Annotated in this window: 23 protein-coding genes and 1 pseudogene; 8 read left to right on the top strand and 16 right to left on the bottom strand. The window is 32.6% G+C overall.

What is annotated here, in order from left to right:
* Positions 1-31: 31 nt before the first annotated feature.
* From HZR23_RS05325 to HZR23_RS05315, 3 genes are all read right to left on the bottom strand, one after another.
* On the bottom strand, positions 32-328 hold the full coding sequence (locus HZR23_RS05325) for a DODA-type extradiol aromatic ring-opening family dioxygenase (protein ID WP_132847399.1): 297 nt from the start codon (positions 326-328) through the stop codon (positions 32-34).
* Positions 329-380: 52 nt separating this feature from the next.
* Positions 381-1568, bottom strand: a complete 1188-nt coding sequence (locus tag HZR23_RS05320) for an oxygen-binding di-iron domain-containing protein (RefSeq protein ID WP_132847398.1) — start codon at positions 1566-1568, stop codon at positions 381-383.
* Between the two features lie 148 nt (positions 1569-1716).
* Entirely contained in the window at positions 1717-2343 is a 627-nt protein-coding gene (locus HZR23_RS05315; RefSeq protein ID WP_330571368.1) for a peptidylprolyl isomerase, read from the bottom strand.
* A gap of 965 nt (positions 2344-3308) precedes the next feature.
* Between HZR23_RS05315 and HZR23_RS05310 the strand changes: the two genes are divergently transcribed.
* Together HZR23_RS05310 and nspC are read left to right on the top strand one after the other, a co-directional pair.
* Complete coding sequence (locus tag HZR23_RS05310; RefSeq protein WP_132847397.1) at positions 3309-4508, top strand: saccharopine dehydrogenase family protein; 1200 nt, start codon at positions 3309-3311, stop codon at positions 4506-4508.
* Between the two features lies 1 nt (position 4509).
* A complete protein-coding gene (gene nspC / locus HZR23_RS05305; protein ID WP_132847396.1) occupies positions 4510-5637 on the top strand; it encodes a carboxynorspermidine decarboxylase in 1128 nt (375 codons plus the stop codon).
* Between the two features lie 80 nt (positions 5638-5717).
* Here the strand turns inward: nspC and HZR23_RS05300 are convergent, their stop codons facing one another.
* From HZR23_RS05300 to HZR23_RS05280, 5 genes and pseudogenes are all read right to left on the bottom strand, one after another.
* Positions 5718-6479 (bottom strand): MerR family transcriptional regulator, encoded by a 762-nt coding sequence (locus tag HZR23_RS05300; RefSeq protein ID WP_132847395.1) that lies wholly within the window; start codon positions 6477-6479, stop codon positions 5718-5720.
* 167 nt (positions 6480-6646) lie between these two features.
* Complete coding sequence (locus tag HZR23_RS05295; protein ID WP_132847394.1) at positions 6647-7021, bottom strand: DUF4180 domain-containing protein; 375 nt, start codon at positions 7019-7021, stop codon at positions 6647-6649.
* Between the two features lie 79 nt (positions 7022-7100).
* Positions 7101-7550, bottom strand: a pseudogene (locus tag HZR23_RS16905) (formylglycine-generating enzyme family protein); the annotation flags it as partial.
* 290 nt (positions 7551-7840) lie between these two features.
* A complete protein-coding gene (locus HZR23_RS05285) occupies positions 7841-8281 on the bottom strand; it encodes a helix-turn-helix domain-containing protein (protein WP_165913600.1) in 441 nt (146 codons plus the stop codon).
* Positions 8282-8454: 173 nt separating this feature from the next.
* On the bottom strand, positions 8455-8901 hold the full coding sequence (locus HZR23_RS05280; protein ID WP_165913599.1) for a hypothetical protein: 447 nt from the start codon (positions 8899-8901) through the stop codon (positions 8455-8457).
* Between the two features lie 478 nt (positions 8902-9379).
* Here HZR23_RS05280 and HZR23_RS05275 point away from each other — a divergent pair, with 478 nt between their 5' ends.
* Entirely contained in the window at positions 9380-9817 is a 438-nt protein-coding gene (locus HZR23_RS05275; protein WP_132847392.1) for an acyl-CoA thioesterase, read from the top strand.
* A 152-nt stretch (positions 9818-9969) separates the two neighbouring features.
* Here HZR23_RS05275 and HZR23_RS05270 read toward each other — a convergent pair whose 3' ends face one another.
* The 5 genes from HZR23_RS05270 to HZR23_RS05250 all read right to left on the bottom strand — a co-directional run bounded on the left by HZR23_RS05270 (position 9970) and on the right by HZR23_RS05250 (position 16592).
* The gene (locus HZR23_RS05270) at positions 9970-11298 is read right to left on the bottom strand and encodes a S41 family peptidase (RefSeq protein WP_207667830.1); all 1329 of its coding nucleotides are present in this window, start codon (positions 11296-11298) and stop codon (positions 9970-9972) included.
* Between the two features lie 130 nt (positions 11299-11428).
* Positions 11429-12178 (bottom strand): ABC transporter ATP-binding protein, encoded by a 750-nt coding sequence (locus HZR23_RS05265; RefSeq protein ID WP_132847390.1) that lies wholly within the window; start codon positions 12176-12178, stop codon positions 11429-11431.
* Positions 12179-12189: 11 nt separating this feature from the next.
* Positions 12190-14520, bottom strand: coding sequence for an FtsX-like permease family protein (locus HZR23_RS05260; protein ID WP_132847389.1), 2331 nt, complete (start codon positions 14518-14520; stop codon positions 12190-12192).
* A gap of 7 nt (positions 14521-14527) precedes the next feature.
* Positions 14528-15841: an MFS transporter gene (locus tag HZR23_RS05255; protein WP_132847388.1), complete on the bottom strand. Its 1314-nt coding sequence runs from the start codon at positions 15839-15841 to the stop codon at positions 14528-14530.
* Between the two features lie 118 nt (positions 15842-15959).
* Positions 15960-16592, bottom strand: coding sequence for a TetR/AcrR family transcriptional regulator (locus tag HZR23_RS05250; protein WP_132847387.1), 633 nt, complete (start codon positions 16590-16592; stop codon positions 15960-15962).
* A gap of 221 nt (positions 16593-16813) precedes the next feature.
* Here HZR23_RS05250 and HZR23_RS05245 point away from each other — a divergent pair, with 221 nt between their 5' ends.
* The 3 genes from HZR23_RS05245 to HZR23_RS05235 all read left to right on the top strand — a co-directional run bounded on the left by HZR23_RS05245 (position 16814) and on the right by HZR23_RS05235 (position 20021).
* Positions 16814-17419, top strand: a complete 606-nt coding sequence (locus HZR23_RS05245) for a TetR/AcrR family transcriptional regulator (protein ID WP_132847386.1) — start codon at positions 16814-16816, stop codon at positions 17417-17419.
* Positions 17420-17523: 104 nt separating this feature from the next.
* Positions 17524-19464, top strand: coding sequence for a serine hydrolase domain-containing protein (locus HZR23_RS05240; protein WP_132847385.1), 1941 nt, complete (start codon positions 17524-17526; stop codon positions 19462-19464).
* Positions 19465-19709: 245 nt separating this feature from the next.
* Positions 19710-20021 (top strand): DUF3784 domain-containing protein, encoded by a 312-nt coding sequence (locus HZR23_RS05235; protein WP_132847384.1) that lies wholly within the window; start codon positions 19710-19712, stop codon positions 20019-20021.
* Between the two features lie 736 nt (positions 20022-20757).
* On the opposite strand, the gene HZR23_RS05230 is transcribed toward HZR23_RS05235, so the two are convergent.
* The 3 genes from HZR23_RS05230 to HZR23_RS05220 form a co-directional block, all read right to left on the bottom strand.
* On the bottom strand, positions 20758-21318 hold the full coding sequence (locus HZR23_RS05230) for a TetR/AcrR family transcriptional regulator (RefSeq protein WP_165913597.1): 561 nt from the start codon (positions 21316-21318) through the stop codon (positions 20758-20760).
* Positions 21319-21330: 12 nt separating this feature from the next.
* Positions 21331-22305: an alpha/beta fold hydrolase gene (locus HZR23_RS05225; RefSeq protein ID WP_165913596.1), complete on the bottom strand. Its 975-nt coding sequence runs from the start codon at positions 22303-22305 to the stop codon at positions 21331-21333.
* Positions 22306-22885: 580 nt separating this feature from the next.
* A complete protein-coding gene (locus HZR23_RS05220) occupies positions 22886-23488 on the bottom strand; it encodes a hypothetical protein (protein WP_132847381.1) in 603 nt (200 codons plus the stop codon).
* Positions 23489-23876: 388 nt separating this feature from the next.
* Here HZR23_RS05220 and HZR23_RS05215 point away from each other — a divergent pair, with 388 nt between their 5' ends.
* Positions 23877-24449 carry a sigma-70 family RNA polymerase sigma factor gene (locus tag HZR23_RS05215; RefSeq protein WP_132847380.1) on the top strand — a complete coding sequence of 191 codons (573 nt, stop codon included), beginning with the start codon at positions 23877-23879 and terminating at the stop codon, positions 24447-24449.
* Positions 24442-25398: a DUF4367 domain-containing protein gene (locus HZR23_RS05210; protein ID WP_132847379.1), complete on the top strand. Its 957-nt coding sequence runs from the start codon at positions 24442-24444 to the stop codon at positions 25396-25398. Before HZR23_RS05215 ends, HZR23_RS05210 begins: the two co-directional genes overlap by 8 nt.
* The last annotated feature ends 434 nt before the right edge of the window (positions 25399-25832 follow it).

Below are 25832 nucleotides of genomic sequence, written 5' to 3'. Positions count from 1 at the left end.
GTGTTTTATTTATTTTCTTTTATTTGTTAATTCATATTATCTTCTTTGTGAGTTCTCTACTTAATTGTATTGTCATTTTTACTTCTGGTGCTCCAAAATTCTTTAAATCCCCATTAATCTCATCCTCTGATGCAAGGGCAATAGCATCTTGAAACATTGGGCCATGTGGTGTAATTAATATAATTGTACTAGGCCCTTTCATACTGATATCTGCAGCTATATCATTTAAACTTTCCCTAGTATTTTTAATCTTTTCCTCTGCTCCCTTTCCAACCTCTGGAACTATAATTGGAGGATGAGGAAGCAAATAAAACCCCTGAATGCTCATTAGAATCACCTCTTTTAATGATAGCTCTATATACTTTATTTTGTACCCTTGCTTAGTTTTCCTGCAACTTCTTGCCAAAGCTCTTCCCAAAATCAATGCATTCTTCTAACTCGTCCTTATTTGGTACATATTTAACCTTGAAACTGTCTTGAATAATTTTAACCTTTGCTTTTGTTAATAACTCCTCTAGTACCTTTGTTGATTCTCCACTCCAACCATAGCTACCAAAGGTAGCTCCCACTTTACTAATAAATTTAAGTCCAATCATTTCTTCTAGTACTGGGGCTAAAGAGCTAAGTATTCCATTGTTAACAGTTGATGACCCACATATAATTCCTTTTGACTTGAATATTTCAGTGAGCAAATCATTTTTATCTGTTGTAGCTGTATTATATATTTTATAACTTATGCCTACCTCGTCCAAACCTTTCCCTATGTACTCCGCCATTTTTTTTGTCGCTCCCCACATAGAGTTATAAAAAATAACTACACTGTTTTCTGACTTTCCACTCGCCCACTCGTAGTATTTTTCAACAATCCTCACAGGGTGTTTTCTCCATATTATTCCATGGCTTGGTGCTATCATTTCTATAGGCAAGTTAAAGGATTTCAGCTCATCTATTTTTTGCATAACTAGTTTACTAAAGGGTGTTAGTATGTTAGCAAAATACTTTATAGATTCTTGATAAACCTCTGTTTCATCTACTTCATCATCAAATATTTCAGAAGAAGCAAAATGTTGTCCAAAAGCATCATTTGAAAATAAGATGTTTTTACCTGTTAAATATGTAAACATACTATCCGGCCAATGTAGCATTGATGCTTCAACAAATATTAAATTGTTTTCACCAATATTAATTTTATCCCCTGTTTTTACAATATTAATATCCCATTGCTTATGGTAGTGTCTTTCTATACTTCCCTTTCCATTTCTCGATGCATAAATAGTCGCATTTGGGCAGTATTCCATTATACCTGGCAATGCTCCAGAATGGTCAGGCTCTGCATGATTTATCACTATATAATCTATTTTACTTATATCTGTAACCTCTTTTAATCTTTGTAAAAATGCTTCTGTAAGTGGCTCCCATACCGTATCTATCAGCACAGTTTTTTCATCCTTAATTAAGTAAGCATTATATGTAGAACCCCTATGGGTAGATAACTCAAAACCGTGAAAATGTCTTACTTCCCAGTCCTTTGCTCCAACCCAATAAACCATATCTTTTAATTCCTTCATACAAACATCCCTCCAGTTCCAGTCTTTATATTTAACATTATGATTTGTTCTAAATCTTTTATTATACCTATTAATAGATTGCTTAGGATGTAAACATTAATAACAAAAAAAATTGAGCATCTATCCATAGACGCTCAATTCATCTTAACTATTCTAGTACTGTTATTTTATTAATTACAATATTCTCTTCAGGTGTAGAAACTTCCCCTGAATATATGTTTGGTTTTACTGGAGTCCCTGCAATTTTGTCTAAAGTCTCTTCTCCCTCTATTAGCTTACCAAAAGCAGCATATTTACCATCTAGAAACTCTTCATCTCCGTGCATAATAAAAAACTGGCTACTTGCAGAATTAGGTTCCTTACTACGGGCCATAGAAATAACCCCTCTTGTATGACTTAAAGTGTTTTGAGAAAATCCGTTTTCAGCGAATTCACCTCGTATATTTTTCCCTGATCCACCTGTCCCATCTCCATTAGGATCTCCACCTTGAATCATGAAACCTTCAATAATTCTGTGAAATGTCAATCCATTATAAAACTCAGACTCCACTAAGTTTACAAAGTTTTGAACAGTTTCTGGAGCATATTCTGGGTATAGTTCTAGTACCATTGTACTTCCATCTTGCATCTCTATTTGAATTTTAGGATTTTCCTCAAAGTTGTTACCCTGTGGTGCTTCATTTGTTTTGTTGCTACTACATGCAGTCATAAGCAAAGTAATAGACAGTATAACCCCTAAAATAGATGCTATTGATTTAAATTTTATTTTTTTCATGTAAATTCCTCCTATTGGTCATTTGTCTTAAGTACTTAGTTAATAATTACATACTATTCTTAAGCACAAATGTTCTTAGTAATTTTAGCACAGGTATTATTATATGATATATTTATCTAGAAAACAATAAGTCTGACTTTTCTACTTGGCTGCTCCATATGTATTAATTATTAGTGCTTCAACAGACTTTTATTAAACGTAGCTAGAAATTTAATCTATTTTGAATTAGACTATTAAACTAATGTATAGAATCTTTTAGAAACTTACATACTATGGAAATTAAAGAAATAGCTAATGGCTTTTTCAGAATATATCTTACATTACTAGTATATCTGTTAATCTTGATTAAAATATTTACTCTTAAACCCTTTTAAATGCGCATTAACGCTTGCTTTTTAAGTCTGCAGTCGAAATTTGCGATAATTATAAAATTTCCTATTGCTATTTCTACTATATACTGTTAAAATAAAGAAGCGTTAGTTGGAAAGCTACTATTCAATATATCTATCTGAGTCTTTCCACGCAGATAATTATGACCACTTCCCTAAGAGGTTAAGGCCATACGGACAGCCGGGTCAAATGCCGATTGGCAACTTTAGTTGCTTTATTGATTGAGTTAAAAGCTCAAATTTTATAAGTTGGTTACTTTACAACCAGTGCATATGCACATCAACTTGTGAAACGGTCAATAAGAGTAGTAAAAGTAATTATTTGCTATATAGACTCTGATGATACTAAGATATATTTGAATATTAAAAAGCTTTTTACCTAAAGGTCTATTGACTTATATGGTAAGTGTATAAATGTGGCCATTAGCCACTCTATACTTATTTTTAATATGAATGATTATATCTAAAAGCAAGTGTTGTGCGCGATTATGCGTTTTCACACCTGCTTTTTTTATTGTAAATGGTTATTAACAGTAATAACCTATAAAAAATTTATTTGATAAGGAGATATGAAAAATGGGAAAAGCACTTATCATCGGTTGTGGCGGAGTGGCACAGGTAGCCATTCACAAATGTGTACAAAACAGTGAAGTCTTTGAAGAGATATGTATAGCAAGTCGTACAAAATCTAAATGTGATGATTTAAAAACTAAACTTGACGGTGGAAAAACAAAAATCACAACTGCTCAAGTAGATGCAAATAACGTAGATGAATTAATAGCTTTAATTGAGGAAGTAAAACCAGATATCGTTATGAATTTAGCTCTACCTTACCAAGACTTAACAATAATGGATGCTTGTTTAGCAACTAAAACAAATTACTTAGATACAGCAAACTATGAGCCAGAGGATACAGCAAAATTCGAATATAAATGGCAATGGGATTACCGTGAGCGTTTTGAAAAAGCTGGCATTACAGCTCTTCTTGGTAGCGGTTTTGACCCTGGTGTAACTGGAGTGTTTTCTGCTTATGCTTTAAAACACTATTTTGATGAAATTGAATATATTGATATTCTTGATTGTAATGCTGGAGATCATGGATATCCATTTGCTACTAACTTCAACCCCGAAATTAATATTCGTGAAGTATCAGCTAACGGAAGATATTGGGAAAATGGTGAGTGGATTGAAACTCAGCCAATGGAAATTAAAAGAGTATATAACTTCCCTGAGATTGGTGAAAAAGATATGTACTTACTATACCATGAAGAGCTTGAGTCTCTTGCTGTAAACATACCTGGCTTAAAACGTATTCGTTTCTTTATGACATTTGGACAAAGCTATCTTACACACTTAAAATGTCTTGAAAATGTTGGAATGACTTCAATCGAACCAATTGAATTCGAAGGAAAACAAATTATACCGTTACAGTTTTTAAAAGCTGTATTACCAGATCCTTCTTCCCTTGGACCACGTACAAAAGGTAAAACTAATATTGGTTGTATTTTCCGTGGAAAAAAAGATGGACAAGACAAAACTTATTATGTCTATAATGTTTGTGATCATGAAGCATGCTACAAAGAGGTGGGGTCTCAGGCAGTAGCATATACAACAGGAGTTCCTGCAATGATTGGTGCCATGATGCTAATGACAGGAGCATGGAATAAAAAAGGTGTATTTAATATTGAAGAATTTGATCCAGATCCATTTATGGACGCATTAAATAAATGGGGATTACCTTGGAAAGAAAGCTTCAATCCGGAGCTTGTAGACTAAGATGAGATTTAACGAACTACCAACCCCATGCTATGTAGTAGATGAAGCTTTACTTATAAGGAATCTGGAAATCTTGCGCGGAGTCATGGATCGTACAGGATGTAAGATTGTTTTAGCCCAAAAGGCATTTTCAATGTATAAAATGTACCCACTTATTGGGGAGTATTTAACTGGTACAACAGCCAGCGGTTTATATGAAGCCCGTCTTGGATATGAGGAAATGGGAAAAGAGAACCATGTTTTCGCCCCTGCATATCGTGACGATGAAATTGATGAGATTATATCTATTTGTGATCACATTATATTTAATTCATTTTCTCAGGTAGAAAGATTTAAAGATAAAGTATTAAAAGCTGGTAAAAAGATGGGCTTACGTATTAATCCTGAATGCTCTACACAAGTTGGGCATGCTATATATGATCCATGTTCACCAGGTTCTCGTTTTGGTGTAACAATAGAACATTTTCGCCCTGATTTATTAGAAGGCATTTCTGGTTTACATTTTCACACTCTTTGTCAGCAAAACTCTGATGATTTAGAGAGAACTTTAAATGCAGTGGAAGAAAAGTTTGGACCATGGTTATCAAAAATGGAATGGATTAACTTTGGTGGTGGTCACCACATTACTAGAGAAGATTATGATATTCAATTACTTGAAAGCTGTATTAAAAAAATGCAAGATAACTATGGTTTAAAAGTATATTTAGAGCCAGGTGAAGCTGTTGCTCTAAATGCTGGATATCTTGTTACAACTGTATTAGATACTCACAAAAACAAAATTGATATAGCTATACTTGATACTTCTGCATCCTGCCATATGCCTGATGTATTAGAAATGCCTTATCGTCCTCCTCTATTTGGTTCTGGAGAATCTGGGGAAAAGCCATTTACGTATAGACTTGGTGGTCAAACTTGTCTTGCGGGAGATGTTATAGGTGATTATTCTTTTGATGAGCCTTTAAAACCTGGGGATAGATTAGTTTTTGGTGATATGGCTATTTACTCAATGGTTAAAAATACTACTTTTAACGGAATGCCTTTACCTGCTATCGCTCTTCAAGATAAAGAAGGGGAATGTCATATAATCCATCAATTTGGTTATCAAGATTTTAAAATGAGATTATCATAAAATATCAAACCAGTCATTGCATTGCAGTGACTGGTTTTTTTATATTTATCAATATTTATATTAAATCAAGTCTTTCATAACTATTTTAATCCTGTATACACCAAAATAGCATCTCTTAAAAATTCTGCAATACCTGGCTGATCTTTATCATAATATGCGGTGAATCTTTCATCAGCTACATACATTTGCCCTATACCTGCATGGGCCTCTTTTGAATACTCATTCCAATAAAAGCATAACCATTGACGGTGTAAGTTTGCTGCTTTTTGTGCTAATTCTCCTGATGGATCACCAGTTTTAAATGCTTCATTCAGTGTTTCTAATACTTTCGCTGCTAACTTATTTGCTTGTTCATATTCTTCCTGAGTCATTTTCTTAATCTTGTTATATGATTTATCTACTGCAGCATCTCCATACTTTTTACGAATTTCGCTACCATACTTTGACTCATTATCATCAATAAGTGTCTTCTTAAAGCCCTCAAATTTTTCTTTATCACTCATATTAATACTCCCTTCTTTTGACGCTATAGTCTTATTCACATTACTTATTAATAAGTTTAACTCCTCTATTTTCACTAGAAGCTTATCACGATGATCTCTAAGTGCACTTACCTCATCAAAAGCAGGACTTGTTACAATTTCATGAATATTTTCCAAATTGAGGCCCAACTCTTTATAGAAGAGTATCTGTTGTAATCTATCAACCTCTTTTTTTCCATAAATTCGATATCCTGATGAATTAATTCTTGCCGGCTTAAGAATTCCTATTTCATCATAATACCTTAATGTACGTGCACTTATGCCTGCAATTTGAGCTAGTTTTTGCACTGTGTATTCCATGCTTTCACCTCCTGTTAAAATAATAGTACACCTTTACGCAGCGTCAATGTCAACGGGTAATATAGAATTTCTTTTTTTTTATTGAATTTATTAATCTTTAATTAATTTAAATAAGGTAGGAATTATCCTACCCATTTAATCTTCCCCTTCTATAGTATTCTTAAGGTTTATAGTATAGCTAAGTAAGCTAATTTATCTATAGCCTCTTGCTCATTTCTCAAGAAAAATAAATCTTTTCCATTATTACTCTCATAAATAAAATCAATTAAACTCTTACTTGAATATATTGAAAAATCACCTACTATAGCTACTTTTACCCTATAATTTATAAACTTCTGTAGAATTTCTTCAGCCAGTTTTGTTTTTAAATCGAAAAAATCCTCTACAATTGCTGTTTTGTTTAAAACTATCAAATCACTGACTGTTTCATAATTGATTGTTGCAATTAAATTTAAGGCTGATTGAATATTATATATAACTGTCTCTTCACTTCTAATAACGGCAACATTTGTATTTCCAGTTTTAATAGTTGTTATATGCATAACTTCTCCCCTTTTGCTTTTTCTCTACTATTTATTCCTTGTTGACTCATCTACAATAATAGATTTTGCAATTCTAAAACTAGATCCTTAATATAAAATGTAGGATTTGACTACGGCGGCGATTTGTAGCAAGACAACCTCGCTCTGAATCAGACCATCCACCTCCACGAAAAATACCATATGAGCCGTATACCTTTTCGTCATATAAATCCCAACACCACTCCCAAACGTTTCCTAACATATCTTTTAGGCCACATGAGTTTTCTTCTTTTTTTCCTACCTCGTGGGTTTTACCCTCTGAATTTTCCATATACCAAGCTATTTTGTCTATTTCTCCGTATCTAATTTCTTTAGAGCCTACTCTACAAGCATACTCCCACTCTGCCTCTGTAGGAAGCCTATACCCATTTGACTCTGAATCAAAAATTATACTTCCATCACTATTTACAATGTAGTATTCTTTAAGTTCTTCACTTAGAGAAAGTGAATTACAGAAATTAACTGCATCATACCAAGAAACGTTTTCAACTGGTTTTTGTCTCCTCTAAAAGAAGAGGGTGATTTTTGTGTTATGTTATAATATAACTCCTGAGTTACAGTGTACTTAGCTATCAAAAATGGTTTTATCTCTACTCTCCATTTAGATTTTATTCGGTCGTCATTTAATACAATCCCGCCAGCTGGTATTTTTACCATCATATCACTTGCATAACTTCTGTTTTCTTCACTTGATCCATAGGATCACTCCTAGTATTCTTAATTTTTTATACTTAAACGACTTGTTTTCCTATTCTATTTCGTTACTAATCAAATTTAATTCTATTTAGAATCTATAAGCATTGTTATGGAACTTAACATTCCTTCTATATACTCTACACTCCCCCAAAGGATTACCCTTACTCTTCTGTCTCTCTCATCATACTTGACCTGAATTGTTGAATTCCCTTTTTCTGGCTCATTACAATTAGTTATAGCAATAAGCGTATTAGATATCCTTATATACTCTTCCTTTCCTAGCTGGCTAATATCTACAACAGTTGATACATTTATCCTCTGCTTATTTCTTTTAGCCAGATCAGTTATTGAGTACTCAATACTAGCGACTGCATCATGCTTATACCTGTTCACTCCTATATTGTTTTCCTCAACAAAAGCTATTAAATCCTGTTCAGATATTCTCCACTGTTTACCAATTTTAAAAGCTGCAAGTTTTCCAACTTTGTTTAACTTTATTAACGCGAGACAAACCACATATAACACATAACACAATAAAACTTAAAAATCCCCGACACATATATGACAAGGACTTCTATAACCTTATTTTATTTAATCTAAGCTCTGAAAATATTACACTAGGCATATTTACCTTGGATCAACTATTTAACTTTCCGCACCTAACATTATACTTGAATCCTATTTAAATGTTACAAATACTACTCGCTTATACTATTATTCTTTTCATCCAATAGTTTTTTAATCTCCTCTAGAGAATTTCTCGACACATTAATATCTACTGGGTATGTGTGTTTCAAGAAAAGTAATTTTGACTCTATTATGAGCTCTAGAACTAAATCATTATGTTCTTTACAATTATAATTTAATATTTCTTTCCATAAATAATATTGGTTTGCATACTTAATCCCATTTTCAGCTATATAGTTTTCACCAAACAATAGCTCTGTAATTATATAGATGCTGACTATCATTGATAGTAAATATAATACAATGTAATAAAACGGACTTTCTATAAATATTACAATGAATGCCCCTCCACTTAAAAGAAAGAGAGGAGTTATTATAATCGCAAAAAACCATTTCCAGATTCTAATATGTACATGCAATTCAAATATTACTTTACAGCTTTTAGTGTGTAATTCCATCTCGAAATTAAAAATGCCAGTCCCACAACAATATTTATTATTATCATAACCAATCTAAGGTCGAAATTAATATCTATTCAATTTAAAATTGCATATATCATCTCCAGTGTGGTTATGTAATTAAATTGTAAAAGAAACTATAAAGCTTACCCAAATTGATATTATGCATTTTTTTAATAATCTACTGTTAATATACTCCATCCTCCCATTTTAGCCTACAAATAAATTATCGCAATTTATATTTATTAATTTCTCCATAATTTATTAAGGAAGTGTCTTAAAATATTTGAATGCTAACTATAACTATTTTTCTATTTACGGATAATACAGATTTATAATATTATCTTTTTAAGAATTCTTGTAGTATTGATTATTGTTTGCTAAAATTTAATTCATACAATAATATTTTGTACAAACAAACACACTATATAGAAGGGAGATTATGGTTAATTCTTGATTAATCATACAAAAGTTACATATGAACAAGATAAATTTAAAAAATCTTACACTCAATGACTTTCCACTCAAAACCTTTGACAAAATCAGATATCGTGATACGGATCGCCAAGGTCATGTAAACAATGCGGTTTTCACTACCTTTCTTGAAACCGGAAGAGCAGAGTTTTTCTACAATCCTAAAAGACCCATGTCAAGCCCTGGTGGATCTTTTGTTATTGCCAATATTACGCTTGATCTCTTAGCAGAAATAAATTGGCCAGGAGCAGTTGATATAGGCACTGCCATTTTAAATGTTGGTAAAAGCTCTATTCATTTGGTTCAGGGGATTTTTTATAATGGTGAAATTGCTGGTACTGCAGAAACTGTAATTGTCCATATCAATGATGAAACTAGACGTCCACAACCATTGTCTGAAGAAACAAGAAGCATTCTTCACAATTTTCTGCTTCAAAAATAAAAAACTAATACACCTAATACAAAAAACCGCTGTTATATAGTATACAATTTTAGTATCTATTAAACGGCGGTTTTTTTTATCAGCTTATCATACGGTAATTTTTTTCTGTTTTAATTATAGAACTATATGAAAAATATTACTTAAACTAAAAGTCAATTACTGAGCTTTAGAAATTGTAATGCCTTTTCCATTTGAACATCCCTACCATTTAATATATCTTCTATGCTTGGAGAAATACTAATATGTGGTTTAATTCCTTCATCTTCAGACATTCCATCTACTGCAACCTTATAAGTTAGGGTTGAATAATGAAACCTTAGTCGTGTATTATTAAGTACCTTATCCTTTGAACTGTCAGTGCATACATAAGTTCCACCGGTTTCACTTCCTATAAGGGTCCCTAAATTATGATGTTTTACTAATGCACAAAAGTGTGCAGTCGTTGAAAAAACTGCTCCGTCTATCAAAACTACAACATCCCCATCAAACCTTATATTAGCAGGATAAACAGGCTTTGCATACCCAACTATGTTATGAAGTAATGGCAAATTGCCCTCGAAATATTCTATTTTCTCAGATACTAGATATGATAATAATGTTTTTGTAATAGGAGGTCCACCATAATTTCCTCTGACATCTATTATTAACTTAGAGATGTTTTTTTCTTTCAGGCTTATAAAAAATTCACTAAGATACTCTTCAAACTTAGTTCCTTCTTCTTCAAAAAAGAAACGAATACTTAATATGGCAAACTCATCTCTTATAATACTTTCGTAATAATTTCCGTCTTGAATTTCTGTGAAATGAAGACTCCAAGCAGTTTCATTAAATTCATCTCTATATTTTGAATTCAAGTTAACTTTTCTTATTTCGCCTTTATTATTAGCTATTTCCACAGTAAAGCTATCTGAGTTATCTACAAAATCATAGAACTTGTTATTAAAATGCTTGCTTATAATATATTTAGCCTTCTGATTATTTCGGCTATCTCCACTAACATTTTTAATTAGCATACTAATAATTTCATCATCTGTTCTGCCATTAATTGATAGGATTCTATCTCCTGCATTAATGCCCCTTTCCAAGTCCCCTTCTACCATGTATAATTGATCATCAACGAATGTTACCTTTAATGGAAAAAATGCTGCTGTTTTGACTCTATTTTTAACTAAGGCCTCGGAAATAGAAAGGTTGGTATGCCCACACCTTACAGCCACAGTAATTGGGTTGACTAAACGATAAAACTCTAACTCTGTCATTCCATCTTTAATTTCACCGTAGGCTGATGAAAAAAGTTGTTTTAGCTCAGCTTTATCTGCAAAATATAATGGATTTTCTTTTATAATACACTTTTCTAATTGCTCCAAATCCTCTGTTAGCTCTTTTACTGTGTACCCTTTGGTATTAATAGTATTTACTTCAACAAACCTCCCGAATCCCCCGATACTAAAGAGTATAATTGTAATAATTAACCATGACAAACACCAAAATTTAAATATATTTTTTCTATACCCTTTAAATTTTTTTATACATATAAGCCCTAACCCTATTGTTAGTAATAGGCATATCATAAGAAACAATATTGGAGTGTCTATTGGAATAAAACTAGATTTATTCATTGAGAACAAATTTATCACCTCCTAGTAATAACTCATTTAACCATCTATCCAGTTCCTTTAGGCGGTCTGCACCCTCAACAAATTCCTTACTGGCAGCTATCTGACCATCCCTGATATAAAGCACTTTCTTTGCTCTAGCGGCAACACGGGGGTCATGGGTTACAGTCATAATGGTTATTCCTTCATCGTTTAAATCTTCCAATATTTTTAACACCTGGTCTGTAGCACTGGAATTGAGAGCTCCTGTCGGTTCATCTAGAAATAATATTTCAGGATTATTTATCATAGCCCGGCAAATAGAAGCCCTTTGCAGCTGCCCCCCAGAAACTTCGTTAATATCTCGATCCACTATTTCATGAATATCCATACGCTTCATTAATTCCGCTGCGCGTTTTCTTATATTATCAGGAGATTCTTTTTTTGCTACAAGGCCGGGTAATATAATATTATCAAAGATAGATAGATTTCTTAACATGTGGGGATTTTGAAAAACAATCCCCATTTTACTCAGTCGAAACCTTGATATTTCATCCTCCTGCATTTCTGATATGTTTATTCCTTCAAACAATACACTACCTGAACTAATGCTATCCATTCCACTTATGCTATAAAGAAGTGTAGACTTACCAGAGCCTGAAGGGCCCATAATTGCAACAAAATCTCCACTCGTAATCTCAAAAGATATATCATGCAAAACCAATGTTTTTTTAAATAATTTTCTAATCTTATCTACTTTTATCATGTCTTTCCTCCTTATTCTATAATTTGATTTCTAATATGATAGTTTTTGACTCCTTTGGTACTCACTATCACTGCTAATAATACTATAATCAACTGAATCGCCGGATAAACCAAATATGTGGAAACCGGCTCAACTAGAATTTTTATTTTTGAAGCACCCATAGAAGAAAGCATCCACCCAAAAATTGCCTCACCTGAAAAGTTTGCCATAATTGTTCCGATAAGGATTGCAGCCATTTGGATCATAAGAATTCTCATCCCCAACTGTATTCTTATGTCTTTATTTGAGAAACCGATTGCCTTCTTTATTGCAATTGCACTGTGTTCCCTGGCTATAACAAGCTTTAAAATCAAGGTGGTAATCAGTAAAATTAACAACAAGGAAATAACAATAGCTGCCCGTTCAACTAGTATCATGTTATTTGTAATACCTCCTAATGTCTGGGAAACAAACTCTCTGACCGGAGTTATTTTAATATCATTAAACCTATTTCTTAATTCATTTGCCTTTTCTTGTATATTAACCCCCTCTTGGACATCCAAATAAACTATATAGACTTCTACGTTATTTTTATCAAAATCAATAGCTGCTTTAGCTGTTTTTCCCCCATAAGTAATATCCTGATAAATTCCACTTACCGTAAACAAAAGTTCTTCACCCTGGCAGATTACTTTTATGGAGTCTCCAACCTCTTTTCCTAATTCTAGAGCGCTTAAATAGGAAAGTGCTATTTTTCTGCTGTCAGCCGGTGAGCTTCCTTTAAGATATTTCAATGGGAATATAGATTGGTCTCCATTTTCTACTCGTATACGTTCCCATTCACCCTCCCTATTTTTAATCTGTACATGACCATAACGATAAATTGCATACTTATCAACTTGAGCATCTTTATCTAAGTAGGAACCAACTGCTACTTTTTGTTCCTCTAGCTCCTCGCTGTACTGGATATCAATCCGAATATCACTTTCTCCAACACCCATATAGGTCATAAAAGATGGGTTTTTAATGGTATTCGTTATATTCAACGGTAGTAGAATCAAAAATGATGAAAAAGCATAAACCATAAATATGAGAGTATATTCCATCCATTTACATTGCAGTTCACCGAGTGCTATTGTAAAATTCGGATGTTTAAGCCCTGTTAGGGGTAGAGAGTAATGACCTTCTTTTTTCCTCTTCTCTTCTCCACGGATCAGTTCCATAACGGTCCTCTTTGAACTCTTACGAATAATTCTGCGGCATCCTAGAATGACAAATATGCTAAGAAGAGTTACCCCCACTAGAGAAAAAACCCATTGTATCCATTCAACAGTCCCGTCTCCATAGTACATTATTACAGATGATGAAAATATATCTGAAAATGGAATAGCTCCTATATAGCCAACTAAAGCTGCAACAAGCACAAGTATTATGTACTTCAGCTGATATAATTTCTCTATTTCTTTTCCTGAAAAGCCTATTGCCTTCAGCTCTCCTATGGTATAACTCTCTTCTGCCATTGTTGCTCGAATAATATATGATAAACACAAAAAAGCTATCATTATTAACAAAATACTAATTGCAATTACAATAACTGCTATTAAACCATGAGAAATTGCATTGAGCATGGTTACAAGACTCCCACTTATCCCAACTCCATTAGAAGGCATCCCTGCCTCCATATAATCCCTCTCCAAAGTTGACCCTGATGCACCCTCCTCTAACAGAAATTCAAAGCAATACTCCCACTCCCCCATATACAAGCTTAGTTCTTCAATATCTGTATCATTAACTAGAAAGCGCTTTGACGATGTAAGTGCGGCGTTCATCTGTGCGTCACGAATAAAGGTTGATACAATCAATTTTTTTTGGTAATCGCCTTTTTTTAATGTAATAACATCTCCGACCTGAATACCAAGCTCCTCTACATAATACACCGGGACCCCGATTTCACCTTTTTGCACAGTTGCAATTTCATTATTCATATTAAGAAGGAAATCAAATCCTTCATTCTGTACAATAAACCCATTATCCATAAGATACTTTTCTAGTGTTTCACCCTTATATATGATATTTTCATTCTTGATATTGAGCATCTTTACCACAAGAGAATCCTTAATGTAATTATGGTTTTTTACAAAATTCTCAAAAGCCTCCTGGTCATAGGCTCCCTTATGCATCTGTAAGTATTGTGGCGGAGCAGCAAGTTGATTTAACCCACTAATTGAGGATATTATTGTAACTGTCGTTCTTAATCCTCCCGCCATTAGGAGGAAGGCTAGGATTAGAAATATTGCCAAGACAGCTGTAATAACCCTGTTTTTCTTAAAATCCTTTTGAACAAGATTCAGTAATATTTTCATTCTTTACTTATCCCCTTTCCAGTTCTTTTATATTTTTTATACCAGAAACAACAACCCCCACTACTGCTAAAGTCATACCTGAGATCAATATGAGCAGTGCGTTTCCTCTTCCGGATCCGGCACCAATCACTCTTCCTATCTTAATTGCTAATAAACTATCCCCCCGCATAAAAGGCTCAAAAATATAATCAGAAAGGGCCCCTGACAGTATAAAAGCAATAATATAGCCCATCTGAGTAATAAAGCCTATCAATCCAAAAGCACGCCCTTGCACTTCATTTTTAAGATTTTTACGAATGAGAACCTCTGCTCCTGTATGAACAGCTGGCATAAATAAAAACATCATAAAACCGAAAACTGCTACTAGAAATATATTCTCCTTAATTCCAATCATTGCAATAAAGAGTCCGGAGCCAAGCAATCCCCTAGAAAGCAACCTCACATAAGATTTTAAATTCTTCATGCAGCTAATTATAAAACTACCCACCATCATTCCCAATGCAATAACTGTAGAAATAATCCCAAGTTCTGTTTCACTTGCAAAAGCAAGAATAAGTGGCTTACTTAAAATCTGTACAAACCCAAGGCAAAACGTTGCAATTCCCATAATTCCAATCAAAAATACAATGCCCAGCTTACCTTGTATAGCATTAATCCCTTCTTTCATTTCTCCCCAAAAGCCTAAATTAGAATTTACATTGGGTTTTGAAACCATCCCTTTCCTCATAGTTAAGATAATAAATGCCGTTGTAAAGAAAGTAAGAATATCGATAGCTATCAGGGCACTTACAGTGGTAATCCGTAACAATAGTCCTGCAATAGCTGGTGATATTATAAGCTTTGTACTATTCGCTATTTGAACCATGCCACTGGCCCTAGCAAAATCCTCTTCAGGTAATAAATCCGTAATCGTTGCTTTAAATGCAGGTTCCATCAAAGCTGTAAATATTGAACTAACACCTATACCAATACAAATTAGCACAAGGGAAGGATTTGTACTCATAACTGAAACAAGACACATGACTAACCCTAAGCCAGATAATAATTCTCCGAGAATCATCATTACCCTTCTATCATATCGATCCCCCAGAACACCCCCTACTGGTGACAACAGAATAGCAGGCAGAAACGCACAAATACTAAAAATTCCTGTAGCCATAACAGATTTTGTCAGCGTAAATATATAGATAGCAAGCCCAAAGCTAGTTAATCCACTACCTATACTCGATATAATCTGACCCACAATCAGTATCTTGAACTTCTGCATAGCTTTATCTTGATTTATTATAGTGCTGTTTTGTATTCCATCACTTTGATACATTTTTGTCCTCCTTTAACCTATTGATCTATTTAAACTTTTCTCTATTTAACTTTACTTACTATTCGTAGTTTTTCATCGACCAATGGTCGATTGATGGGTAAAAAAAATTATTCTTGTATTATCTCATCTGTCCAAACATCTGTAAAAAGACTTTAAGTTCTCCATCTTTGGCTCCTAGCATTCTCTCGGTATTACTCAAGAACGCCTGTATTTTTCTAGGATACTCTTCTATGTTCCATTCGCAAACATTACAATCAAACATCATATGTCCCAACAGTAAAATAGATTCTATACATTCTGTCGGATAATCCATTTGAAAAATACCTCGTTCAATACCTTCTAAAACAGGTTCCTGAAGTATTGGAGTCATACGTCTAAGCATCGTCTTTAAATATAGTTGTTCCAGCTTTGCATTTTCAACCTTATGCAATTCATCCTTAATTTCATCTGCTCCTTCAAATTCAGGGGCCTGTGCCATTATGGCCATCATTATACGGTTTACTAAAGGAATATCTTTATTCTTTATAATCTTCTCTGCCTTCCTTGCTCCTTCTTCAACGATATCAAGAATAATTGCCTCCAGAACTTCTTCTTTAGAAGCAAAATAATAGTAAAAAGTGCCTTTTGCAATATTTACAATATTTAGTATATCGTTAACAGAAGTCTGATCGTATCCTTTATTGACGAATAACCCTCGGGCTGCAATTAAAATTTCTCGTTTTCTTACTTCACCATCCTTGACTGTTTTCATAAGTAGCTCCCTTTCTGTCGACCGACGGTCTATAAGAATATGATAGACCTCCTTCTAAAAAATGTCAATACTTATTTGTTATTTTTTAAGCATAAAATCTCTCCTCAAATACTTTATATAATTTTCACTAAAGTGTATTGACAAATCGTCAGTTGAGTGCTATATTATATTGGTAACTGACACTTTGTCAGTTAAAGTCTATTCTTAAAGGGTGTTGTAAAATGAGAGAGATAAAAGATCCTGAAGTTCGTAAAGCCGAAATAATGGAAGCTGCAAAAAATTTATTTTACAAGAAAGGCTATTTAGATACAACAACTCAAGATATCATTAACTCTCTAGGTATTTCAAGAGGTTTGCTCTATTATCATTTTAAATCAAAAGAAGATATATTATTTTCTATTGTAGAAAAGCACATAGAACCCATTATTGCTCGATTCAGATTAATTACTTATGATAATAAACTTTCTGCTAAAGAAAAGGTAAATGCATTTTTAAATAGCACAATCATTGAAGAAAATGCAGTAAATGTAGAGGACTACTCTCTACATGAAGCAATTCATTTACCGGAAAATACCTTTATGATGGATAAAATTAATCATAAATTGTCATATACTATGACAGAGTTTTTTGCTGAAATTATTACTCAAGGAAATAGAGAAGGATTATTTAATGTAAAATATCCCTATGAAACATCTGCATTCTTAATGGTTGGCTATACATTTGTAGTTAACAATAGATCTTTTCATGAGATTGGTCTTGAAAAGGCTACTGAATATTTAAGAGCATATAGACATTTACTTAATCTAACATTATATTCAGACCATTGAATTATAAACTGTCCAATAGAATTCTACTGTTGGATTATTTTATTTGCTACTACTGACTTTTAGTCAGTCTTTTGTAGCATTAATTAAGGGAGGAAATTATTAAAATGAAAAGAAAGTTTTTGTCACTATTGTTTATTAGCTTTTTTATAATTCACACGATTATTAGTACTCTTTTTACACCAGTCTTTGCTCTGAACTTAAATTTATTTGAAGAAAAAACACCTTCAGGTATCCCTTTTAATAAAATGGAAAAGGTGATTGATGAGTATGTGTCAAAATATATTGGAAAAACAACACCTGGTGCTGCTATAGCCATTGTAAAGAATGGTGAAATAGTTTTTCTAAAGGGTTATGGATATGCTGACTTAGAAAATCAGATTCCTGTTGATCCAAAACTTACAGTTTTCGAATGGGCATCTACAAGCAAATTGTTCACATGGACATCTGTTATGCAATTAGTTGAATCAGGTAAATTAGATTTAGATGCAGATATTAAAACATATCTTCTACCAGAATTTGCTGAGAAGCTTAATTACAATCAAACTATAACTATGAGAGATATTATGAATCATTCTGCTGGATTTGGAAATTATGCATTTAATACAATTGTTTTATCTCCAGATAAGTTAGTTTCTTTAGAAGAGGCACTATTACGAGATAAACCCAAACAGTACTATAAAGTAGGTACGGCTAGTGCATATAGCAATTATTCAACATCCCTAGCTGGATATATAGTGCAGAATATTAGCCAGCAACCCTTTGAGGCTTATATAAGGGAAAATATTTTTAATGTACTATCAATGAATAATACTTCATCTCACCCAACACTTGGAGATAATAGTAAAATTATAGAAAAAAAAGCTCAAGGGTACATACCAAGTCAGAAAGGTGGATTTAAACTTGGAAATTGGTCATATGTTTCCCACCTTCCAGCAGGTTCTATCAATGGCACTGCAGAAGACTTTGCTAGGTATGCTATTGCCCTTACTCCTGATTTCAGAGAAAAATCACCCTTATTTAAAGATACAAACACGCTAATAACTATGCTATCACCGAGCTATGACATCAATGGAGAAATGGTTGGTACTTCACATGGTTTTTTTGAGTATGTTGGAAATTACCGTACACTAGGTCATGGTGGTAATACCGCTGCTTTTTCAAGCCAATTTGCAGTAGTGCCAGAAGAACGTTTTGGAATTGTAATACTAACGAATGCTTACCTTGAGATGAATATTTTATTTGGATTGCAGGATTTATTACTAGGAAAAGATTATTCTGACATCAAGGTTCCTAATGAAGAACTTCCTTCTTCAAAAAAGGTTACTGGTAGATATATACCTGTCGATCGACAGGAAGGAAACTTTGTGGCCTTCACAGAGTATTTCAATCTATACACGGTTAAGGCTACTGATCAAAATACAATAATGATGAACATAGGTCCATATAATGGTACTTACCTTCAAACCAAGCCATACTACTATGAACTAATTGATGATAACATACCTTTTTTCAGGAATATGTATCATGTTATTCGATTTAAAATTGAAAATGATGCTGTAAAACATGTTTTTGTAGGTAATGGAGTGGATTTGTCCCCGCTACCTACAGGAAGAACAATGCCATTTTTGATTAGTAGTTTAATAATATTATTAGTAAACATATTATTCTTCATTATAGCACCTGCTGTCCTCATCATCACAATAATAAAGGACAAAAACAAAGGATTCCATCAGGGAAATAAACGCTTTAATTTGTACTTTTTAGTTTTAGTATTACTTGGTTTAGTTACTCTAACTAATAACTTAATTCCTACTTATAAAATAATGATAAGTAGTTTTCGCACTTTTGCAGAGATGAAACCACATATTTTGTTAAATTTCCCATTGCTTATTGCAACGATTACAGTGGCAGTGCTTTCCTTTATATCAGTAAGAAAGGCATCTATCTCAAGAGGATTTAAAGCCCTATATTTAATATCAATTGTTTTATTAATTTCATTATTTTCATTGCTATTTCACTGGAACTATTTTTTTGTTGTTGGATAAATAATAGAAACTAATACTAACGTTTCCTTATAGCCGAAGTCTTTGGTTCTAAAAGAATCACCACTTGGAAAACTTGTCCGGAAAAAGTCATTAGAGCCAACAATACACCACAATATGGGGTAGGGTGTTGGTAAGAAGGATTTGTTTAATATTACTTAACTTGGAATAAAAGTGGTAGTTTATGTTACACAACAGTAAAAAACATTAGATGAAACTTCTATTAAATCAATTAAGGAGGAAAATTTTTGATTAATGAATTTATTGCATGGTTAATAGTAGTATTATTAATAATTCTTTCTGTCATATTGTTATGTGGTAAAGGAGAGTTTTTAATAGCAGGCTATACTATGCTAAGCAAAGAAGAAAAAAAAATATACGAAAAGAATATATTCAATATACTGGGAATAGGCTTAAGTGTTTTAGCTCTAGTTTCTGCTATTAATATATATTTTGGTGAAGAAATACCACCATTTCTAAAATGGACTATGCCTTGGGGTATTTTAATACCTATTGCTCTTATGGTTATTTTAGGGAATACACTTGGACGTAAGAAATAACTTCCTCCGTAAACCTACTCTTTAAGACAATATTTTGGAAGTGAGAAAAGAAGTATTTTAGTTGAGCGTATAGAATCCTTCCTTGCTCTTATTACACGTAAATCGCTGAACCAATTCGTGGTTAAGTATTTAAGCATGTCCATGAATTGATATTTGAATATATCAGTACTTTCTATAACAGTTAGGATCATGAGCACTTCAACATAAGTCATCTTATGATTTTAACGTAAAATATGCAATTTAAAACTTAAAACTTTAATATCTCATATTTAACTTGCCTGGGTATTAGCTGTTCACCGGCCAATAGACTCGTAGCGCTTACGCTACGAGCCATTCCCTGAGGTGCCGGTGTTACTGATAGGTGTTCATGGCTCTAAGCGATAGTCCCCTCCTATCTAATAATTTATTACTCTCTTATTTATGTTTATCCCAATATAATTTACTTTGGTGTACAAAAACATAAATAGTAAATCTTCGTTTCTTTACTCACGTTCTCTACAGCATTATATTATAGATTTTTATATTTCAAAAGATTAGAATACCTACAATTTTCACCTTATATTTGATTTAGTCACTTTTTCCAACATTTCTTATTACACACTCAACAGAATAAGATCAATAAAAGGTTATTCCTAATCTTATAGTTGTTTAAGGTGACAAAGTAGTTGTTTAAGGTGACCAAGCAGCAGACCTTCTATATCCTATTCCAGGCCCCTTATAATTGATAAAGTGTTTTCTAGATACCTAATGCTTTTAGAAAACTTTCCATTATTTCATCGTAGTCATCTAATAAAATAGTATTAGTATTATGTTCTTGCCCTAAATATTTCCTTAATCCCCCTTCTTTCAGAAAGATATATTGAATAGGTGCAACAACTTGAATAGCAAGATATTTAATTTCCTTCTCCGATAAATCAGGCTTAATTTTTTTTAAAAGATCTACAATTGTTTCTGGTGTACTGAAGCGATTACTTAATATCTCGTCTTTAATAAGTATACTCGTATACTTTTGATACTTACAAACCACTATAGCCATTGCTTTTAAGAATATCCTCAATTGCTGCTTTGGTGAATCATCTTGCTTTGACAATGTTTTAAAGGCCTCGGTAGCAGCATCGTCAATAATGCTAGAAATTGCTGCTACAATTAAAGCCCATTTGCTACCAAAATGATAATTAATCAACCCAATGGATACATGGGCTTCGTATGCAATCTGCCTAATCGTTAACTCTTCAACATCAAATCCATCATCAATTAGTGCTATGACCGATCGAATCAGTTGTGCTTTTATCTCCAATATATACCCCCCTTAATAAGCACTGACGAAAAAATGCTTTATAGCTTTAGTAATTTCTTCATGATGGCCGAAAAACATATGTCCACCATCCTCAAAAGAGAGCAATGTAGAGTTTGGAATTTTTTCGTGAGTGTACTCAGCATAATAAAACGGTTGTAACGTATCATCTTCAGCATGGATCACTAATGTCGGGGATTTTATCTCCCAGATTGGATAGTCTTCAGGTAATAATTCTTTAAATTGGATGTTTGCATCGAATATCCCTTGTTTTCTCAAAGAAATAGGATTCATTATTTCAAAGAATTCTTTAGCCATTCGAATTTCATCTTCTGTCATTTTATCCTGAACTTCTTTAGATACACCCAAAACATTCAACAAATCTGATTGGATATACTCTGTAACTATCCAGAAAAGAAAATCATTATGAAATATTGTTCCAAAAACCACTGACTGTACAGTTGTCAGCTTGGGTGGAGTTTTACTCTTTGCGCAAATCATTGTAAGTGATCTTACTCGTTCAGGGTGATTTATGCTAAATTTTAGCGCAGATGGTCCTCCATCAGATACAGCTACCACATGAACTTTGTTTATATCCAGTTCGTCGAGTAAGGCTCTGTAAAGACCCGCCTGGCAATCTGTGGTGGATCCTCCTGGCAATGGGGTATTTAGATATCCGAATCTAGACACTGCAATCACCATGCAATCTTTTGGCAAAAACGCGTCTGCTAGCATCAACCCTTGATCATAACCACCTCCAGCACCATGAATCATTAGAACAGGGTCTCCTTTACCAGAGATTGAATATTCAATTGTTCCCTGATTAGTATCAACTACAATACTGTTTGCATTCAATTTATCAATCTGGTCTGACTTAATCTTTAAGAATTGTTTGTATTGGGTCCCTAGTAAAACAATAGTTGTGCTTATTAATATAAAAATGATAATCACTGCTATTTTTTTTAAAGCATTTCTATTTACTATACTCATCTTCATCATTCCCCTTTGTTGAACATGTTCAATCGTTATAAGTATACCTTGGAGAATGAATTAAATCAATTAGTCTTAGTTTAAATCTAAACCATTGGAAATACTTGAACGTAGTAATTTGTTCAATATATCCTAAAGGCTTCGAATAAAATAACCCCTCTTTCTACTTATATAAAGTTTTCAGTTTAAATTTTATTTCCTTAGGAAATAAATTTGCCCACTTTAGAAACCTTCCTTCATTTTAAAATATTCACTTTTTTTGGTAATCAGTATGAACAATAAGTGAGAAAATGGATAAGGGAAAGAGCATACCACCACTATGAAAACTGTGTCTCATAAGACTCGATATACATAGTTTGATGACACTATAAAGAATGTATCATTAATCATTAAAAATACATTTAACGTATTTACTACTCGAAATTCATCCATTTACAAACCATAACCTTTTCTCTTTTTCCTTTGATTTAACAATATGTGATAAAAAGTAAAACGCTGAAGGTGATTACGCTATTAATAAAAACCACATACAATCAATCTGAGGCTATTCTCTATTCGTTGCAGCAGTTTCTTATTATTTTTAAACTCTTATATCAAAAGTGGTTATTATATCCCTTCTTACACTAATATCAAAATTGCTGCCCTGTTTCCACTTTCTGCTTTTACTTTTCTTATTTTCTTTATCCTTTATGTCTAGGGGCAGAGCTTTATATTCTCCTTTATTTTTAAATTCTTTCATCACATTATTATAAGCACTTATCAATAATTGCTTATCTGGATCCTTTTTATGAATCATGGATATGGTTTCGTTATAAGCCTGTTCTACTTCTTTTTTTGACCTACATCGCTTTAATTTATTCTCTAATGCTTCTCTATTCATCTGAATCCTTTTAATGCGCATATACATAATGGGATTTGTTCTTTGTATATAACTCATCTCCTCTTTAGTAAGCTTTTCACCTAACTTAACCTTTTCACCTATTCTTTTTTCATAGCTTTCTTTTTCTTCTTTTGTTTTAAAATTAGATCCTTCTATAGTTTTCTTAATACTTTCAAATGTCGTTTTAAGTATTGCCTCTTTGTTCTTTTCATAAGGTACCATAGTTTCATTATAATTCGCGTCATTTGAAATTTTTTTTATAATCATGTTCATATTCACTCCTGACTGTTTAACTAACCTCATGTTTCTCATCCTAACTTCTATAATAAACAATTAAGAATTTATTCTTTATAACCATAAAAGTTACCTCTAGATATAAAAGTGTCTATAAAATAGATCGTCAAATTTTTATGAAGACAACAGCTCTGAAATGTAATTTTGTCTAAGTGATAATTCTATATAAGCTTTTGAGAGAACTTAAAAAAAATAGAAAAGCCTCCTTCTACATTTTTATATAAAGAACAGTTGCTATCTCTCACTACAATGTATATAATTGAACTTCAAAAACTCCAGCTTATAGGAAATTACTTTTTAAATTGAAAGTATCTGTAATGAAATAGAGGTTTTTACGTATTAACAGATGAAATTACTTAGCTAAGTAAAATATCAAAGATTGTAGGTGACTCAAGTGATGCAACAATTTACCGTAATCAAACCCTTAAGTGAAAGAACTAATCAGAACCCTTTATGTAAAGAAGAAATATATACTCACATATTCGAAACCTATTATAAAAGAATCTATAACTATATGTATTATCGAATTGCCTGTCAGACTACAGCAGAAGATCTTACAAGTCAAGTTTTTGAAAAATTATTACTTAACCTTAGTAAGTATGAGGAAAAAAAAGGTTCCTTCGAAGTATGGCTCTTTACTATAGCTCGAAATGTTTTAAATGATTATTTCAGAGCTTTAAAAAGGTATAGTATTTTTTCTTTTGAAGGGGTAAAACAAATGGTATCTAAAAGTAAAACTCCTGAGGATGTAGTTCTCTTTACAGAAACCAAAGATAAACTTTCGGAGGCTATTAATACTTTAGATGGAAGAGAAAGACATATCATAGCACTTAAATTCGGTGGATGTCTAAAGAATAATGAAATTGCAAAAATTTTAAATATTACTGAAAGTAATGTGGGAGTCATTATTTATCGTTCGCTAAAAAAGTTAAAACAAAAAATGGTGTCGGAGGAAAAAATATATGAATAAAAAGAGTATGGAATATAAACTTTCTACTGATTTAGATGCTTACTTAGCTGGTATTGAGAATAAAGATGAATTATCACCCCAAGAGTACAAAGAGCTTTTAGAGTTAGGTAAACTTCTCATAGACAATGATTTCAGTAAAAATAGTAATAAAGAGTCAGTATATAATCAAACCTTAAAAAATATTCGCTCATATAGAGTACAATCTCCTTGTAGAATAGCAAATAAATTTAACCGTATTATTGCTATATCAGCATGCTTGATATTGGTATGTGTTTTAAGTATTTCCTTAATCCAACCATCCCTTGCACACAATGTGTTCGAAAAAATAATAAAAACTATAACCCTTGGTCATATAAATGTGGTACAATTCGAGCCTCAGAACACAACTTTAAATATTCCACATCATCTAAAGGGCAAAATCTTTGATGAAAAAGGAGATGAAATAAAAGTATTTTCTGAAACGTACACAGGGAAAATATATACTGCCCAGGGCCAAGAAATAATTGCTTTTGCAAATGGAGAACCAGTTACCAAATCTAATGATAACGAAAACATACTAGTGATACGAGAGTCTCATGATCTTTCTAAATATACCTGCTTTGAAGTTATACTTCCGAGCTATTTACCAGAGGGCTATCAATTTGACAGAGCGGAATTTTATAAAAATGAAGATGGCATTGTAGAAAATACTAAGTATATCAACTTATATTTTACTAACAGTAAAACAGGCAAGTACATTTATATGCAGCAAAGATATGCTGATAAGGAAACAGCATATACATTGTCAACTAACAGTAAGGTGGAACAAATAGAAATTAATGGTGTAAAGGCTATACTATCTGATAACAGAGGCATAGATTGGGAAAGGGACAATGTACTCTATGGGTTATCGAGTAGAGGAGAATTTACCAAAGATGAACTAATCAAAATCGCTGAATCCATTCAGTAATCAATGCTCACAAATGTAGCAATTTAGGATTATCCTTATCTGAATTCATACAAAAAAAGACCTGTTCTCGTTCTTGAAACTAGGTCTTTTTTGAATGTTCTATGCGCTCAAGTAATCATACAAAATAAACACTTTCCTTAGCAACTCTGATTTGATTGTACTCTAATAAACCAAAAAAATGTGTCTATTAACTATGGTAGTCGATCCTTATTAAATAACTTAAAAATGTTTTAACTGCTTCAATAAATGACCTTGCTGTATAATTTAGTCAATAGCAATGTAATTTTATTTCTATCCTTTTATAGACAACCCTTTTATGTGCAATTATATCAAATTTATCCTATAAATTACCTTTAATTCAACATTCTATTTTTTTATGAATAACTGGTAGAAGCACATATATATCTTGACCTTATAAGAAACGGCAGTCTCTT

It is taken from the genome of Serpentinicella alkaliphila (assembly GCF_018141405.1).
GTDB classification, from domain to species: Bacteria; Bacillota; Clostridia; order Peptostreptococcales; family Natronincolaceae; genus Serpentinicella; species Serpentinicella alkaliphila.
The sequence above is the reverse complement of the archived record's forward strand: the minus strand, read 5'-3'. Positions and strand labels throughout refer to the sequence as shown.